This window comes from Litorimonas taeanensis (assembly GCF_003634015.1).
Classification (GTDB): domain Bacteria; phylum Pseudomonadota; class Alphaproteobacteria; order Caulobacterales; family Maricaulaceae; genus Litorimonas; species Litorimonas taeanensis.
In genome coordinates this window covers 300,153-315,999 of sequence record NZ_RBII01000002.1, presented here as the reverse complement: position 1 = coordinate 315,999, position 15,847 = coordinate 300,153, and the positions used below count along the sequence as shown (strand labels likewise).

15 protein-coding genes are annotated in these 15,847 nt (G+C 44.4%); 5 read left to right on the top strand and 10 right to left on the bottom strand.

Going from position 1 to position 15,847, the window contains the following annotated elements; genetic code table 11:
* The first annotated feature begins 2 nt into the window (after positions 1–2).
* Positions 3–317 carry a chorismate mutase gene (locus DES40_RS09385; protein WP_121101220.1) on the top strand — a complete coding sequence of 105 codons (315 nt, stop codon included), beginning with the start codon at positions 3–5 and terminating at the stop codon, positions 315–317.
* Here DES40_RS09385 and DES40_RS09380 read toward each other — a convergent pair.
* Genes DES40_RS09380 through DES40_RS09365 form a run of 4 tightly spaced genes read right to left on the bottom strand, consistent with a single transcriptional unit; the run spans position 314 to position 4,198 of the window.
* Positions 314–1,222 carry a lysophospholipid acyltransferase family protein gene (locus DES40_RS09380; RefSeq protein WP_170144948.1) on the bottom strand — a complete coding sequence of 303 codons (909 nt, stop codon included), beginning with the start codon at positions 1,220–1,222 and terminating at the stop codon, positions 314–316. The genes DES40_RS09385 and DES40_RS09380 overlap by 4 nt on opposite strands.
* A 2-nt stretch (positions 1,223–1,224) precedes the next feature.
* Positions 1,225–2,169: a tetraacyldisaccharide 4'-kinase gene (lpxK, locus tag DES40_RS09375; protein WP_121102903.1), complete on the bottom strand. Its 945-nt coding sequence runs from the start codon at positions 2,167–2,169 to the stop codon at positions 1,225–1,227.
* Positions 2,170–2,216: 47 nt separating this feature from the next.
* Positions 2,217–3,491 (bottom strand): 3-deoxy-D-manno-octulosonic acid transferase, encoded by a 1,275-nt coding sequence (locus tag DES40_RS09370; RefSeq protein WP_121101214.1) that lies wholly within the window; start codon positions 3,489–3,491, stop codon positions 2,217–2,219.
* The gene (locus DES40_RS09365) at positions 3,488–4,198 is read right to left on the bottom strand and encodes a lysophospholipid acyltransferase family protein (protein WP_121101210.1); all 711 of its coding nucleotides are present in this window, start codon (positions 4,196–4,198) and stop codon (positions 3,488–3,490) included. Before DES40_RS09365 ends, DES40_RS09370 begins: the two co-directional genes overlap by 4 nt.
* Before the next feature lie 166 nt (positions 4,199–4,364).
* On the opposite strand from DES40_RS09365, the gene DES40_RS09360 reads away from it, so the two are divergent.
* Positions 4,365–4,907, top strand: coding sequence for a fused DSP-PTPase phosphatase/NAD kinase-like protein (locus DES40_RS09360; RefSeq protein ID WP_233345554.1), 543 nt, complete (start codon positions 4,365–4,367; stop codon positions 4,905–4,907).
* A 377-nt stretch (positions 4,908–5,284) separates the two neighbouring features.
* Here the strand turns inward: DES40_RS09360 and DES40_RS09355 are convergent, their stop codons facing one another.
* The 6 genes from DES40_RS09355 to DES40_RS09330 form a co-directional block, all read right to left on the bottom strand.
* The gene (locus DES40_RS09355) at positions 5,285–5,725 is read right to left on the bottom strand and encodes a hypothetical protein (protein ID WP_121101207.1); all 441 of its coding nucleotides are present in this window, start codon (positions 5,723–5,725) and stop codon (positions 5,285–5,287) included.
* Between the two features lie 299 nt (positions 5,726–6,024).
* Positions 6,025–6,633, bottom strand: coding sequence for a sugar transferase (locus DES40_RS09350; protein WP_233345552.1), 609 nt, complete (start codon positions 6,631–6,633; stop codon positions 6,025–6,027).
* A 264-nt stretch (positions 6,634–6,897) separates the two neighbouring features.
* Complete coding sequence (gene glmS, locus DES40_RS09345; RefSeq protein WP_121101204.1) at positions 6,898–8,715, bottom strand: glutamine--fructose-6-phosphate transaminase (isomerizing); 1,818 nt, start codon at positions 8,713–8,715, stop codon at positions 6,898–6,900.
* 187 nt (positions 8,716–8,902) lie between these two features.
* A complete protein-coding gene (gene galU, locus DES40_RS09340) occupies positions 8,903–9,784 on the bottom strand; it encodes a UTP--glucose-1-phosphate uridylyltransferase GalU (protein ID WP_121101201.1) in 882 nt (293 codons plus the stop codon).
* A gap of 12 nt (positions 9,785–9,796) precedes the next feature.
* Entirely contained in the window at positions 9,797–11,131 is a 1,335-nt protein-coding gene (locus DES40_RS09335; protein ID WP_121101198.1) for a UDP-glucose dehydrogenase family protein, read from the bottom strand.
* Between the two features lie 127 nt (positions 11,132–11,258).
* Positions 11,259–12,074, bottom strand: coding sequence for a polysaccharide biosynthesis/export family protein (locus DES40_RS09330; protein ID WP_170144947.1), 816 nt, complete (start codon positions 12,072–12,074; stop codon positions 11,259–11,261).
* Between the two features lie 628 nt (positions 12,075–12,702).
* Here DES40_RS09330 and DES40_RS09325 point away from each other — a divergent pair.
* The 3 genes from DES40_RS09325 to DES40_RS09315 are packed head-to-tail and all read left to right on the top strand — an operon-like array spanning position 12,703 to position 15,736.
* Complete coding sequence (locus DES40_RS09325) at positions 12,703–13,881, top strand: LegC family aminotransferase (RefSeq protein WP_121101193.1); 1,179 nt, start codon at positions 12,703–12,705, stop codon at positions 13,879–13,881.
* On the top strand, positions 13,878–15,065 hold the full coding sequence (locus DES40_RS09320; protein ID WP_121101190.1) for a UDP-N-acetylglucosamine 4,6-dehydratase: 1,188 nt from the start codon (positions 13,878–13,880) through the stop codon (positions 15,063–15,065). The genes DES40_RS09325 and DES40_RS09320 overlap by 4 nt, the downstream gene beginning before the upstream one ends.
* Positions 15,065–15,736 carry a sugar transferase gene (locus DES40_RS09315; RefSeq protein WP_121101187.1) on the top strand — a complete coding sequence of 224 codons (672 nt, stop codon included), beginning with the start codon at positions 15,065–15,067 and terminating at the stop codon, positions 15,734–15,736. Before DES40_RS09320 ends, DES40_RS09315 begins: the two co-directional genes overlap by 1 nt.
* Positions 15,737–15,847 lie beyond the last annotated feature (111 nt).

The following is a 15,847-nucleotide window of genomic DNA, read 5'->3' as shown; positions in this document are numbered from 1 at the left end:
CCATGACGCCCAAACCTGATGACTGCAAGACGATGTCGGATGTTCGCCAAGGGGTGGATATGCTTGACCGAGAACTGGTGCGTCTTTTGGTGATACGTCAGGGCTATATGCACGCAGCGGCCCGTATTAAACAGAGCCGAGATTCTGTCTATGATGAAGACCGCATTGAAGATGTCGTGGCAAAGGTTTTGGTTGAGGCCAATGCACTGGGCCTTTCACAGGAAATTGCAGAGCCAGTCTGGCGTAAATTAATTGAACGCTGTATCGCGCATGAATTTGATGTTTGGGATACAACCAAGGGCAAAAAAACGGCTTAGTTTTTATGAGCTTTATAGAGGGTTTTGGGCCAACGACGATGGACCCAAAACCATTGCTCTGGCTTTTCGCGAATTCGCGCCTCAATAAATTGCGTAATCTTTAACACCCCATTGAAAACGTCATTTTCTCTATCTCCTGTAGTTTCAAGGGGAATTGGATCATAAAAAGTGACGGTGAATTTGGCACCATTGCGCGTGATAGCCATGGGAAGAAGCGGCCGTCCCGTCTTTAAGGCAAGGCGAGTTGCCCCTTGAGCTGTCATGGCATTCTCGCCAAAAAAAGGAATTGAATAACCTGTGTTGAATTTTTGATCGTTTAAAATCGCAATGCTCTCACCGTTATTCAAAGCTTCGAATAGCTCGCGACCACCTTTATGGCCTGACTTTTGAACGAGAAATTGTGTGCCATAGGCTTCTCTTTTCTTCCGGACACGCGCATCAATATAAGGGTTATTGATTTTACGATAGGTAATACGGACGGGCGAATTGGATTGGGTGAGTACCGTTGCCATAACTTCCCAATTGGCAAAATGCCCTGTGATAATGATGGCTGGATTATGTTGCTTAAAAATCTCTAAGCCGACAATTTCGACACGTTTCCCACTAAAGGCTTTAATGCGGTGTAAGAGAGGGAATTCAGCAAATGTACGCCCAATATTATCCCATTGAGCGTCCAATAGTTTGTGAATTTGTGCCTCTGATGCTTCAGGGAAGGCTATTTTGAGGCCCGTCTCAGCAATTTTATGTTTAGAGGTGAAAGGGCCTATCTTCCTCAAGAGGAAGCCACCCAGCGTGGATATCCAAGCAAAAGGAAATAGGTTAAGAATGAAATTCACCACATCATAGGCAAGAGCCTCTACTCTCCATGATATTCTTCTGGATAAGGGTGGAGAATTATCAGGCACGGTTATTTTGAAGCGTTGATAATGGGGTGTAAAAAGCGGCGCAAAGTTAACTCATCCTCAAATACAACTTTGACAGGCCAAGCATGAATACCTTTTTTATAACCCTGCGGCAGTCTGACATGATCTTTTTCTGTAGTGATCAATGAGGCGTCATATTCACTTGCGAGGAGGAAGAGGCTTTCGATTTCTTCGTCATTATATTTGTGATGATCTGCAAATGGCACTTCTTCGACGATATCTCCCCCATGACGGCGAAGTGTATCGAAAAACTTGTTAGGGCGCCCAATCCCAGCAAAAGCATATAGTTTGCCTTTTGGCGGCTGCCCTTGCGGTGCAAGATAAGCGGGAATTACGACTTGCCCTTTAATCTGTTCAGCTAAATGAGCGTCTATTTCATAATCTGCAGATGGTTTCATTAATATAATCGCATCAGCGCGGGATAGCGCTTCGGCCAAGGGTTCACGAAGAGGTCCTGCGGGGAAAACGCATCCGTTTCCAAACCCCACCTCTGCATCAACGACCAGTAGAGAGAGCGTTTTAGTTAGCTGTGGGTTCTGGTGGCCATCATCCATAACGATTATCTGAGCGCCATGAGATCTTGCCGCTCGAGCGCCATCATCCTTACCTTCTGCCACCCATACCGGCCCGTGACGGGCTAGGAGTAAGGGCTCATCACCAACATCTTTGGCAGTGTGACGCTCATGTACGGGAATTGGGCCTTTCTCTTGGCCACCATATCCCCGCGTAAGGCCAACGGCATTGAGCTGCATTCGGCGTAAGCTTTGTAGAAGGTAAATAACGACAGGCGTTTTTCCTGTACCGCCCATTGTTGCGTTTCCAACGCAAATAACAGGGATGCCGGCGTCATAGCTTTGTGTGGTTTTAAATCGCCGCTTCACCGCTCTGGCGTAAAGCCAAGCGAAAGGCGATAATAACGTCCTTATCATTGGGGCAGCGTCACGCCCTTGACGATGGTTCCAAAATTCAGGCGGTCTCAAAATTTTGAGCCTTTGGATTTATCTAATAAGGCCTCTAAGGCCTTTAGGGTTATTTGCAAAGTGCCGCCGTTTTCGGAAATAATATTTGCCGAGTTTTTGCGCATCGCGTCGAGGGTTGTTGGGTCAGAAAGCATGTCGCCTACTATTTGGGCAAGGCTATCGTGGTCTTCAATAGTTTTAATGCCATTATTTTCTAAATATGGCGCATAGATTTCTGCAAAGCTTGCAATATGGGGGCCTGTAAAGGTTGGTATATTCAGGCGAACAGGTTCCAAAGGATTATGCCCTAATAAGGACGGGGCGAGCGATCCGCCAATTACAGTCAAATCGGCTAAGCTATAAGCAAGCCCCATTTCTCCAAACGTATCAAAAAGATAAATATCTGTTTCCGGCTTTGGTATTTGGTTTTTAGAGCGGCGTGCGAATTTTAAATTGGGATGATCTGCAATAAACATGCGTGAGCCTGCATCACTGGGGTGTCGTGGCACCATAACAAGGCATGACTGATGCTTTAGTGTTTTTTGCGCCGCAATAATTCTATCCATTTCCTCGCCGTGAATACTGGCGGCTGTCCAAATTTTGCGATTACCGATAGCCGATAGAAGCGCTGACCTTTCCTCAATGTCGAATGAAAGCGGAGGGGCATCATATTTCAGATTGCCAATACTCGATATGTCTCTGCCTAATAATTCACTCAACCAATGTGCTGTGGGCGTGTCGGAGGGTAATATAGTGTCAAACTGTTCAAAAATGGATTGCGCGAATTTATGGCGCTTATTCCAACCCATCATAGATTTTGGATTTAGCCGTGCATTAATTAATGCCATGGGGATTTTGCGTTTGGAGGTTTCAAAAATCAAATTTGGCCAGATTTCGGATTCCATCCAAATGGCCATGTCGGGCTTCCAATGGTTTAAAAACCGCGTCACATATTGCGGTGCATCTAATGGAATATATTGATGAACGGCTCTGTCTGGCAGGGTTTTGACCATGAGGTCTGCAGACGTTTTCGTGCCGCTCGTGACTAAAACAGAATAATCGGGATGGCTCTCTAATATTTCGGAAATTAAGGGTAGAAATGTTTTCGTCTCACCTACCGAGGCTCCATGCATCCAGATTAATCGACCTTCATTCGGCCTTGTCAGAGATGATCGACCGTAGCGTTCTTTTATGCGCTCTTTATCTTCTTTCTCATCTTTGACCCGTTTTCGTAGCCATAGAGGAGCGATAATAGATAATAATCGCATCGTTAAGGCATAGCGTTTTTTCATTGAGCATCTACTGGGTTGTGTCCCATTTCTATATCAGCTTGGCGGAGGAGTGTATTCATTTCATCCTCGATTTCCTGTCTGATTCTGTCCATGCCTTTAAAATCATCACTTTGCTTTATATAGACGGGGCTTCCCCATATAATTTTTCCGCGGCCAAAGGGCAGGGGTAATACAAATTTGTCCCAGCTATTAAACTGTTTTCGACGCGAGACAGAGAATATACAGGGTAATATGGGCGCACCCGTTAGTTTAGCGAGACGCAACGGACCTTCCCCTAATCGTTGCCTTGGCCCCCTCGGACCATCGGGCGTAATCACAACGCAGCCATCATTGCGAATCGCGTCTATAATAGCAGAGCCTGCTTGTGCGCCGCCTTTGGCTTTGTCACTTCCGATTTTCTGGGCTGATCCTCTAATGGTTTTCAGGCCGAGAAATTGTGTTGTTTTTGCGACGATGGCCCCATCTCTTGAACGGGAAATGAGAACATAAGGCAGCGCATATTGTTTCTTCCACGCAGAATTTAACATCATGAAGCGGGAATGCCAGGTAAGAGCGATGAGGCCTTTTTGTCCGTTTATAACGGGTTGTGCTCTATCAAAATTTTGCACCTCCCATCGCGTTGAATATTTGATAAGCACCATATAAGCGGCAATAAGCCAGCCTATAAAGGCTGTCATGAAGGCGGAACGCAGCAAGCGTTTGAACATGTGCAATCCTCCTGTTAGACAGCAAAAAACTCTCTCTCGCTTAGGTCATATGTCTTTAAATCTCAATCATATAGCGGACAGAAGACGTGCGAATCGTGAAGCTCTATGGGGGGACCACGGTTTCCTTAGACTCTGGCTCCATAATCAACATGATTTAGGGGGGGGTATGTACCGCGCTGTACAGCCAAGTGCCAATCGAATTGAAGCGCTAGCTGAGATGGGGATAAAGACGATTATCAATCTGAGAGGGGAGAGCCCTATGGGGTTTTACCTCTTGGAGCGTGAAGCCTGTGAGAAACATGGTATTCATTTGGTGAACTACCGTATGTATAGCCGCGATATACATAGCGTTGTGCGGTTAAAGGGCGTTAGAGATTTGTTTCAGCGCATTAAATATCCAGCTTTAATGCATTGTAAATCCGGTGCGGACAGAGCGGGCATCATGAGCGTTCTGTATCGTCACTTTGTTATGGGCGATTCGATTGAACAGGCTTTATCTCAGCTCTCTTTTAAATACGGCCATATAAAATACGGTAAGACGGGTGTCTTGGATTTCTTTTTTGAAAGCTACTTAGGCCATAATAGGGCAGATCCAATTGATTTCATGGAATGGGCCGAAACCTACTATGATCCAGTTCTGTTAAAGGCCAACTTTAGATCAGGCGCTATAGGTAATATTTTAACCGATAAAATTCTTAGAAGAGAATGATAGCCGTAGCCATTGAAGGGGATTGAAGGCGGCTGTCTTAGTGAAGTCTATTCCACCCTAAACACTTCAACATGATAGCCCATAGCTTCAAAGGCTAAGTCAATATTATCATTGTAAAATACGGGTTTATTAATCCTTAGAACGAAGCTTGGGGGAGTGGGGACCTATTCAACTCAGTGATAGACCGTGACATGAGTAGCCTGATAGCCTTGTACCCGTAATCTATGGAGCTGTGCATCATATATTATACGGCAAATATTATACGGCTAACCCTTCCGCTATTCACAATAGGCTTATACAAAAATTGATTTTCAAAATATCAGGCATAAAAAAAGCCCCGACCAAGGTCGAGGCTTTTAAAATAATTTTTTAGAATATTATGGGCTTGATGGATCGTCGTCAGACAAAGCAACAGCAGCAACAGCAATTGCGCCAGCACCAGCTAGTAGGATAGCAGGTGAGAATGAAGCAATCGCACCAGCTTCAGCACCAAGAACAGGCGCACCGTTTACTGAGAAGTTCAATCCAGCGCCACATGGGCCGCTTTCAAGAGCAACAACAGCTGAAGTTTGGCTTTCAACTGAGCTTGTGCAGCCAGCGAAGTTTACAGCAGCATTTGCACCGTTAGTAGCAGTGATACGGTCGCCCGGTAGTACTGCACTGTTCATTTGAGCTTTAAGAAGCTCACCATTGCGCTCGATTAGAACATCACCGTTTAGTGATGAAATAAAGCCTACGCTATCGTTAGCTACGGCAGTTGTCGCTGATAGCGCCAATGCGCCAAGCGCCGTTAAAGTAAGTTGTTTAAAGTTTAACATGAATATCTTCCGTTTAAGAGTTCTTCTATCATATGACACGCCCCGGTTTAGTTTTCAAGTGTTATTTTTCAAAAATAGGCATGAAAAAAATCGTTAAAAATCAATCGGCTGTGAGTCGTTCCCGTTATTTTTAGTGAATATTAAAGCCTTGTAAAAAAATCGTAAGAAATTAAGGTTTTTTATACTTTAACTTTATTACCCAAATGCAAAGACAAAGCGATTCCATTGCTGTGTCTACACAATTCTTAATAGTAGTTAGAAAAAAAGTCTACCTACCGATGTAAAAATGAAGCTCTTTGTTACTTCACCATGTCTGTTTTGAACAAGATTCCGGCCGTTCTTAGCAAAATCTTGAAGTCTAAGAACAAACAAACGCGCGTTGCGTAAAAAGCATCATAACGCGTTTTGTTTTTTACAGTAATAAAGCTGCGCCCATTTACTTGCGCCAGACCTGTTATGCCGGGTTTAACGTCATAGATTACGGCGTTTTGAAGCCTTAGCGCCTCTGCCTGATCATTAACAATCAGAGGACGGGGCCCAACAAGGCTCATTTTACCCGTTAACACTGACCATAACTGTGGAAGTTCATCCAAACTTACCTTGCGTAGAAAACGCCCGATAGGTGTGAAGCGAATATCTGATTCTGTGGCAAGCTCTCTGGAGACTTCTTTTGAACAGACTGTCATTGTCCGGAGTTTTGGCATGGAAAAAGTGGTTCCATTCAGACCTCGGCGGTTCGACCAATACAGAGCCGGGCCTTTTGAGGTAAGCTTAACAGCAAGCGCTGAGAGTAACAGGATAGGGGAAAGTAGTAAAAGTAATGAGGCTGAGACTACGATATCCATAAGGCGCTTGAGTAAGGCATAGTGACGCCTAACGTAGTTATTTATAGTCATAATTTTTGACATTATTATCGCCCCAACGATTCTACTGAAAAGCAGTTATTCCGTTCGTATACGTCGTTATTCTATTGCAGATAAAAACTGCGCCCGCGTAAATAAACCATATCCCTGTTGTTTAATCAAGGCTTAATAAAATAAGAAATATGAAAGTTTCTTGAACGGCATTGAGTGACAAGCTTGTAAAATACGTTTGTCATTCAATAATTTAGAAGAAATCGCCTGAGCCATGAAAAGCAAGAATTAGAGTCGCTTTAACGACGAATGACGTCTTTATTCAACCGTCACAGATTTTGCCAAATTGCGCGGCTGATCAACATCAGTGCCAAGATGGACCGCCGTATGGTAGGCCATAAGCTGAATGGCAATGGTCACGATTAAGGGGGACACAAAAGATTCGCATTCAGGCAGAATAATGACTTCCTCAGCCATCTCACTGGCGATTTTCGCGCCGGCTTTGTCAGTAATCAAATAGACTTTAGCGCCACGTGCAGAAACTTCTCTGAGGTTTGATACAGTCTTGTCAAAAAGAGGGTCTTGTGCGGCCAAAACAATCACCGGCGTTCCTGGCTCTATCAATGCAATAGGGCCGTGTTTTAATTCACCGGCCGCATAACCTTCAGCATGTATATAGGAAATTTCTTTCAGCTTTAAGGCGGCTTCAAGAGCGATTGGGAAATTCATATCTCTTCCCAAATAAAATACCGACTTAGCACTTGATAAACCTAAGCACAGTTTCTCAATCTGAGCATCCAGACGCAGCGTTTCGCTAACTGTGTCGGGCAACTCTGTGAGTGCTTTGGTAAAGCGCATTATAGTTTCTTTATCTTTGAAACTTGTATGTTCGCTCATAGCCAGGGCGAAGCAAGCTAGAGCAGCAAGTTGTGATGTGAAGGCTTTTGTTGAGGCAACCCCAATTTCAGGACCTGCATTGATAGGTAAGAATATATCTGCCTCTCTGGCCATAGTCGATGTGGTTACATTGACCAAAGCGAGAGTTCCGACATTGTGAGCCTTAGCATAACGTAGCGCCGCTAAGGTGTCGGCCGTTTCGCCAGATTGAGAGATGGCGACAAAAAGACAATCTTTATCTAATATGGGTTGGCGATACCGAAACTCTGAGGCGATATCAATTTCAACTGGAATGCCGGCGACTTGCTCAAACCAATACTTAGCAACAGCTCCAGCGTAGTAAGCGGTTCCGCAGGCCACAATAAAAAGACGCTTATATTTAGAAAAGTCTATATCCTCGAAGCCATTAGCTGGCTTCCCGAACTCATCCATAAAGGTGGCTAGAGTTTGCCCAATGGTAATGGGCTGTTCGAAAATTTCCTTCAGCATGAAATGCCGATAGTTACCCTTAGTGGCTTGGATGATATTATTTTCTAAATAGACTATGGGGCGCTCAACCTTTTTGTCATTTTCATCAAAAATAACATAGCTATCAGGTGTAAGAATGGCCCAGTCACCTTCTTCCAAATAAACTAATTTTTTGCTGAGCTGTTCGAGCGCAATTGCATCAGAGCCAATAAACATCTCGCCTTCGCCAATACCAATAGCTAAGGGCGAGCCCGCGCGAGCGCAGAACAAGTGATCAGAATGTCCATCAATAATCAATCCGAGGGCATAGGCCCCGCGAAGCTGTTTAAGAGATTGACTGAATGCCTGTGTGGGCTCCAAACCTTGTTCTAAATAGCCGTTCATTAAATGCGCGACGATTTCTGTATCAGTTTCGGATTCAATTTTTGGATTGTGTTCTAAGCTATCGCGAAGCTCTGCATAGTTTTCAATAATACCATTGTGAACAATGCTAACACGCCCTGCAATATGAGGGTGGGCATTAATTTCACTTGGTATCCCATGAGTCGCCCAACGCGTATGAGCAATCCCTGTTTGTCCCTCGACCATATTGCTTTCAAGCGCTTTTTCGAGCTTTGCAATTTTACCTTCTGCGCGAACACGTTTTAGCTCGCCCGTATCTAATAAAGCGACGCCAGAGCTATCATACCCTCTATATTCCAAGCGTTTAAGGCCGTCTATCAATCGAGACGTGACTTGGGTTTTCCCCACAATTCCTAAAATTCCACACATAATATAATACACTCACATGAAACGCGCCAACTGACACGTAAGCTACTTAATTAAATTTGATAATCGCCCTGCACGCCCTATGCCATGTCAACCATGATTTGCAAGGACAAGATATGATATTTTTCTCACAATTGGTTTCGCCAGATTGAAATGATGGCTAAACGAATTGTGTGACCAAATTAAGTCATTACTGGCTCATGCGTTTTATGAGGTCACGGGCCTCTGCACCGATTTCATCATGAGATTGGGCAAAGGCTAGAACGGCCTCTAAATATCCGATTTTACTGCCACAATCGTAATCTTGACCTTCATAGACAAAGGCATGAAAGTTCTGGTCATTCATTAACCGAGCCATAGCATCCGTCAGCTGTATTTCTCCGCCTGCGCCCGCTTCTTGATCTTTTAGCAACGTCATCAATTCAGGTTGCAGGATGTAACGACCTGTAATTTTCAAGTTAGAGGGGGCATTTTCTCGTGCAGGTTTTTCTACCATGCCGTCCATAGAGATAAGAGACTTGGATTTATAATCTTCACCGGCCTTTGGCTGAATTACGCCATAACTAGACACCCGGTCTTCAGGAACGGCATCAACGGCAATAATGTTTCCGCCAACTTTGTTATAGGCGTCCATCATTTGAGCAAGGCAACTTTTCTGAGATTGAATTAAAACGTCGGGAAGTAATACGGCAAACGGCTCATCCCCAACAATGTCTCTAGCGCACCATACGGCATGACCCAAACCTTTGGCGTCTTGTTGCCGTACAAAACTCATCGAACCTTCACGCGGTTGTTTTGCCTTTAAGTGGCTATAAATTTCCGTTTTGCCTTTATTCTGCAAAGCGTCTTCTAGCTCATACGCGCTATCAAAATAATCTTCGATGGCATTTTTATTACGGCCCGTGACAAAAACAAAATGCTCAATGCCCGCGTCTAAGGCTTCATCAACAACATATTGAAGAGCAGGACGATCAACAATCGGCAGCATTTCTTTTGGAATTGTTTTTGTGGCTGGAAGAACACGCGTTCCAAATCCAGCGACAGGCAAAACAGCAATGCGAACGGGTTTCATAAGACTTTCCTTTTATACAGGCCGTCCAATGTTTGAATAGGTAAAGCCGTGAGCCTTCATAGTCTCAGGTCTATAAATATTACGTAAATCAACAAGAATTGGGGCGCTTAGTAAGGCTTTGACCCGTGTCATATTTAGCGCTCGGAACTCATCCCATTCGGTAATAATCACCACTGCATCGGCCCCTTCCAAACAAGTATATGCATTATCCAAATACTCGATATCGGGCAGTAGAGGTTTAGCCTCTTTCATAGATTCGGGGTCATAAGCACGAATTTTTGCACCAGCTTCGATGAGGCGGGGGATAATGGTTAGAGATGGTGCATCACGCATATCATCAGTGTTGGGTTTAAATGCGAGCCCTAATATGGCTATGGTTTTACCACTGACATCACCGCCGCCATGATGCGCCGTGATAGTGCGCATTATCTTGTCGGCCATATTGGATTTGCGCTGATTATTCGCGTCAATAACGGCCTGAACAATAGTGACGGGCGAGTTATGCTCATTCGCTGTGCGCGTTAAAGCCAGCGTGTCTTTTGGGAAACAAGACCCCCCATATCCTGGGCCCGCATGAAGGAATTTAGAACCAATACGCTTATCAAGGCCAATACCGCGTGCAACTTCTTGGACGTTAGCGCCAACCGCTTCGCACAGGTCAGCCATTTCATTAATGAAGGTGATCTTGGTCGCAAGAAAGGCGTTTCCTGCATATTTAATCAGCTCAGATGTGCGCCGCGTCGTGAATAGAATTGGCGTTTCATTGATAAAGAGGGGGCGATATATCGCGCGCATTACAGCGCGAGCTTTTTCGTTCTCCGTTCCGACAACAACGCGGTCAGGCCGTTTAAAGTCAGTAATCGCCGAACCTTCGCGTAAAAATTCAGGGTTTGATACAACTGCAAATCTGGACGGATCGACATGTTTTGCAATGATAGCTTCAACTTCATCGCCTGTGCCGACGGGTACTGTTGATTTGGTTACGACAACGGTGAAAGGCGCATCGCTTGCTGCAATGTTTTGAGCAATTTCTTCAGTTGCAGCGTAAACATAGCTCAAGTCAGCATAACCATCGCCGCGGCGAGAGGGCGTTCCGACGCCGATAAAGACCGCATCGGCATTTTTCATCGCTTCTGATAAATCAGACGTGAAAGAAAGGCGTTTTGACTTTACGTTCTTCGAGACTAAGACATCTAGCCCTGGCTCGAAAATTGGAATGCCGCCTGCATCCAACATTTCGATTTTCTTTTCATCTTTGTCGACGCAAACTACATCGTGACCAAAGTCAGAAAAACATACACCCGATACGAGCCCTACATAGCCCGTGCCAACCATTACAACACGCATAGATATTCCTTAATGTCACGTCTCGTTCGTGTGGCGTGTATAGGGAATATGAGTCGTAACGCCTAGGTTCAAATTACGACAAATATGTTACGGTTTGATGGCTGTATTGTGCAAATCAAAGGGGAGCTTAGCGAGTGGCTAAGATGGCCGCAGTATTTAATAGCGGGACAGTCCTTAGGAATTCGCGGAAGGCAACACGTGAGAAACTATCACGTATGTAAACGACGTCATTTGGTATAATGACAGGGTCTGCCGTCCCTAGCTTCCGAACATTTTCAAAGTTGACGCTCTGTACCAGGCGTTCGCCATTTACGTCTCTTATGATGAAAACTTCCTTCAGATTGGCATCATTTGTAACGCCTTCAGCCAAGGCAATGGCTTCCGTCAAGCGAATGACATTGTTGAGTTCAAAAACACCAGGCTTTTCAACGGCGCCGTCGACAACGATTTTTCCAAGGTCACGGGCTTCAATTTTAACGGAAATGCTTGGGTTGCGTAAATATTGGCTGCCATATCTTTCAACTAAGGCTTCTTGCACCTCTAAGGTACTTAGTCCCGCGACTTTAACGGTTCCAATAAGCGGAAATACAATATTGCCGGCGCGGTCAACGACATAGTCCGTTGAAAGTGTTTCCACATTGTAAACTGACACAATAGCCGTATCGCCAACCTTGAAAGTATCGTTTCTTGACTGAGCAATAACCTGATCAAGGGAGACTTCAGGGAATTCCGTAACAAACATATCAGAGACGGGGTTACCATTGGCGTCTAGCTGCCCCTCTAAGGACTGACTGTTAACGGTTGAGCAGGCAGTAAGAAGAGTGAAGGAGAATAAAACGCAAACTATGCTTTTAAGATTCAGGCTGTTTACCCGGGCCAATAGCTTTGATTCAAGCCATGAAACCGACTGAGACATTTGCGTGATGAATGCGGGTTTAGTCACTGTAAAAATCCTCATTTATCAAAACCCTGCGAAAAGGCTTTTCTAAAAGCTAAAGTTCCATGCCCCGTATCAGTGGGGACGTTAAAAATCCACTCTTTATAACACGACAGTGATTTAGCAAGCGCATCATTCCTTATATATGTTCAGTTAAACAAAGGATGAATAAATTCCACTACGCCGATTTAATTAAGAACCTATTTACCCTATGTTTTTGTTGAAATAAGCCCTCAACCCTGCATTTTTGATAGCATTTGCGGCGAAATTAAGGCGTCATGAGTGACGCTAAGTTTTATTGGCATATGGAGAGCCGCGAGGGGTAAACTTCAGAGGAGTGAAATACCTCTCCCTATTTGAAGGTGATGCTGAGGGTCTTGCGTCAGTTTCTTTGGTGAAGAGCCTTTTCTTAGAGTTGTTTTAGCAAAGCGATGGCGTGAACGCAGCCTATCAAGAAGCCTTGAATTGTGAAATTTTTGTATTAATAGCTCCTTGAAGATTGATGGGGCGATATCAATGCATTACCTTGGGCGCGTTGCGATTACACTGCGACGAAATTCAAGTGAATATATCTGCCTTAAAAAGCAAATTTGCATGAAACGGTGTGGCCGTTTTCAGAATGTAAGAGTCGATTATGGCAGAGTTTGAAACGCGCGTTGATGATTTTATCACATTCATTCGCAGCCTGTATGGGGAAGACTTCATTCCACTTCATCGTCCCGTTTTTGCTGGGAATGAGCGTCAATATCTTGTCGATGTGATTGACAGTAATTTCGTTTCATCGGTTGGCCAAGGCGTCATTGATTTTGAGAATATGATTGCGGATTACACAGGGGCTAAATACGCAGTCGCGACCGTAAATGGCACAGCCGCATTGCACGCGGCGTTAGTGCTATCTGGCGTAAAACAAGGTGACGAAGTTTTATCGCAACCACTCACATTTATTGCGACGTGTAATGCAATTTCTTATTGTAAGGCTCAACCCGTATTCATTGATGTTGATAAAGATACGATGGGCATGAGCCCAACGGCGCTTAAAAATTGGCTTGAAGCGAATACTCGCCAAGAGGGCGGGGTTTGCATCAATAAAGACACCAAAGCCGTTATCCGGGCCTGCGTGCCCATGCACACATTTGGTTTGCCGCTAAGAATTAAAGAAATCGCTGATATCTGTTCAGAGCATAACATCGCTCTTATCGAAGACGCCGCAGAAAGCTTGGGCAGTTTTGTCGGGGGAACCCATACTGGTAATTTCGGACAATTTGCGACTCTTTCTTTCAATGGTAATAAAGTCATCACGACGGGCGGCGGTGGTATGATTATCACCAATGACGAAGAGTTAGCGCGCCAAGCCAAACATATAACAACAACCGCCAAAGTCCCGCATCCTTATGAATTTGTGCATGACAGAATAGGGTTTAACTATCGCATGCCAAATTTGAATGCGATTCTTGGGGTCGCGCAAATGGAGATGCTACCTGCTATGCAGGCCATAAAGGCTGAAATCACCGCAAATTATGTTACATATTGCGAAGAAAATAAGTGGTCTCTTGTAAAGCCTATTGATGGGATGAAAGCGAATAATTGGTTGAATGCTATTTGCCTTGAGACGCCTAAGGAACGAGAAATCTTCATCAAACAGACCAATGCGGCCGGCGTTATGACACGTCCAATTTGGCGGCTGATGAACGAGCTTGAAATGTTTAAATCGTGCCAGACAGATGGCGTTAAAACAGCCAAATGGCTAGAAGAGCGGATTGTGAATATATCATCTTCCGTCCCAGATAACCGTATTGCGGAGCTATCCTCATGAACGTCTTAAGTATTATCGACCGTCAAGACTTATTGTTTAAGAATGACATTAGTCGCCATGAGGAAGAGCTCTCTGCCCGAGTCGCAGAATCACGTTTTCTTGTTATTGGCGGTGCGGGTACCATTGGGCAGGCTGTGACGCGCGAGATTTTTAAACGCAAACCAAAAGCACTTCATGCGGTTGATATTTCCGAGAACAATTTGGTGGAATTGGTTCGCGATATCCGATCAACTTTGGGGTATATTGACGGTGACTTTAGAACATTTGCTTTGGATTGCGGTTCACGTGAATTTGCTGCTCTTCTCGCAATGGAAGAAGGGTATGATTACGTTCTAAACCTATCGGCTTTGAAGCATGTTAGATCTGAAAAGGACCCATTCACATTAATGCGAATGATCGAAGTGAACATCCTGAATACGATTTCGACCTTGGCCCAAGCTAAGGCGGGCGGCGCAAAGAAGTATTTCTGTGTTTCCACGGATAAAGCCGCCAACCCCGTTAACATGATGGGCGCGAGCAAACGCATTATGGAAATGTTTTTGATGCGCGAAAGCTCAACCCTTGATATTTCTACGGCGCGTTTCGCGAATGTGGCATTCTCAGATGGCTCGCTATTACATGGTTTTAATCAGCGTTTTGCGAAACAACAGCCTATCTCTGCGCCCAATGATGTTCGACGTTACTTTGTCGTACCACAAGAGGCAGGAGAGCTTTGCCTCGCATCATGTATTCTTGGCGAAAACCGCGATATATTCTTTCCGAAAATGAGCGAAGCTTTACAACTTACAAAATTTTCGGACATTGCCGTGAATTACTTAGAGGCTCTTGGTTTCACGCCCTATGCGTGTTCTTCCGAAGATGAAGCGCGTGACCGCGCTTCTGAATTAATTGGTCAAAAAAAATGGCCTGTATATTTCTTCTCATCGGACACGACGGGTGAAAAGAGCTATGAAGAATTCTTTACGAGTGCGGAGACGCTCGATATGGAGCGCTTTGAAAATCTCGGCATAATTAAATCCCAGCTTGATTTTGATAGTCAGCAATTGGATGGTTTCTTGAAAGAGATTGCTTCTATTCGTGAATCACAAACATGGGAAAAGAAGCCCATTGTTGATTTGTTTAACGCGATGATACCCAATTTCGATCATATGGAAACGGGCCGATATTTAGATGGAAGAATGTAATGTTAAAACGCGCGTTCGATATCACTTCAAGTGGTCTAGCCCTTATAATTTTGGCGCCCATATTATTACTCACCATGCTGGTTCTTCGGTTAACGGGTGAGGGCGAGATTTTCTTTTTGCAAGAGAGAATGGGGTATAAAAATAAACCCTTTAATATTACAAAATTTGCGACAATGGTAAAAAGTGCGGCTTTCATGAAGGCGGGCGATTACACAACTAAGGGTGACCCACGAATTCTTCCTGTTGGTAAGTTTTTACGTAAGACAAAAATTAATGAAATTATTCAGCTCTGGGATGTCTTTCGCGGAAAAATGAGTCTCGTTGGACCTCGCCCGCAAATGTTACGTGTGCATAATTTATATCCAGATGAGTATAATGTTGTTTTTGAGAAGGTTCGCCCAGGTATTACAGGTGTAGGGTCTATCGTCTTCCGTGACGAGGAAATGGTTCTAACGCAGGCTGTTGACCGCGACGTTTGTTATACAAAACAAATCGTACCTTATAAGGCGCAACTTGAAATGTGGTACGCTGAAAATGCGTCCTTTATTTTGGACATAAAAATAATATTCATGACGCTTTGGTACATCGTTAAGCCCGAAAGCCGATTGATGAATAAGATTTTACCCGATCATTTGCAAATTGACGTCTCTACTTTCACTGGCGAGATTTAAAGTCAAACCACTGACGTAAACCTTGAGGCGGGCGCCTCTTTAGATCCTATTTGATGGATTGAAAATCTTAAGGTTTTCAGTGGCCGCTATAATTGCATCCACAGCTCTTAC

Excerpts from the sequence above, each read along its gene's own strand:
- DES40_RS09335 (WP_121101198.1), bottom strand. The coding sequence starts at position 11,131 with ATGCGTGTTGTAATGGTTGGCACGGGCTATGTAGGGCTCGTATCGGGT.
- DES40_RS09350 (WP_233345552.1), bottom strand. The coding sequence starts at position 6,633 with ATGTCAAAAATTATGACTATAAATAACTACGTTAGGCGTCACTATGCC.
- lpxK (WP_121102903.1), bottom strand. The coding sequence starts at position 2,169 with ATGATAAGGACGTTATTATCGCCTTTCGCTTGGCTTTACGCCAGAGCG.
- DES40_RS09370 (WP_121101214.1), bottom strand. The coding sequence starts at position 3,491 with ATGAAAAAACGCTATGCCTTAACGATGCGATTATTATCTATTATCGCT.
- DES40_RS09315 (WP_121101187.1), top strand. The coding sequence starts at position 15,065 with ATGTTAAAACGCGCGTTCGATATCACTTCAAGTGGTCTAGCCCTTATA.
- DES40_RS09360 (WP_233345554.1), top strand. The coding sequence starts at position 4,365 with ATGTACCGCGCTGTACAGCCAAGTGCCAATCGAATTGAAGCGCTAGCT.
- DES40_RS09385 (WP_121101220.1), top strand. The coding sequence starts at position 3 with ATGACGCCCAAACCTGATGACTGCAAGACGATGTCGGATGTTCGCCAA.
- DES40_RS09365 (WP_121101210.1), bottom strand. The coding sequence starts at position 4,198 with ATGTTCAAACGCTTGCTGCGTTCCGCCTTCATGACAGCCTTTATAGGC.
- galU (WP_121101201.1), bottom strand. The coding sequence starts at position 9,784 with ATGAAACCCGTTCGCATTGCTGTTTTGCCTGTCGCTGGATTTGGAACG.
- DES40_RS09355 (WP_121101207.1), bottom strand. The coding sequence starts at position 5,725 with ATGTTAAACTTTAAACAACTTACTTTAACGGCGCTTGGCGCATTGGCG.
- DES40_RS09325 (WP_121101193.1), top strand. The coding sequence starts at position 12,703 with ATGGCAGAGTTTGAAACGCGCGTTGATGATTTTATCACATTCATTCGC.
- glmS (WP_121101204.1), bottom strand. The coding sequence starts at position 8,715 with ATGTGTGGAATTTTAGGAATTGTGGGGAAAACCCAAGTCACGTCTCGA.
- DES40_RS09320 (WP_121101190.1), top strand. The coding sequence starts at position 13,878 with ATGAACGTCTTAAGTATTATCGACCGTCAAGACTTATTGTTTAAGAAT.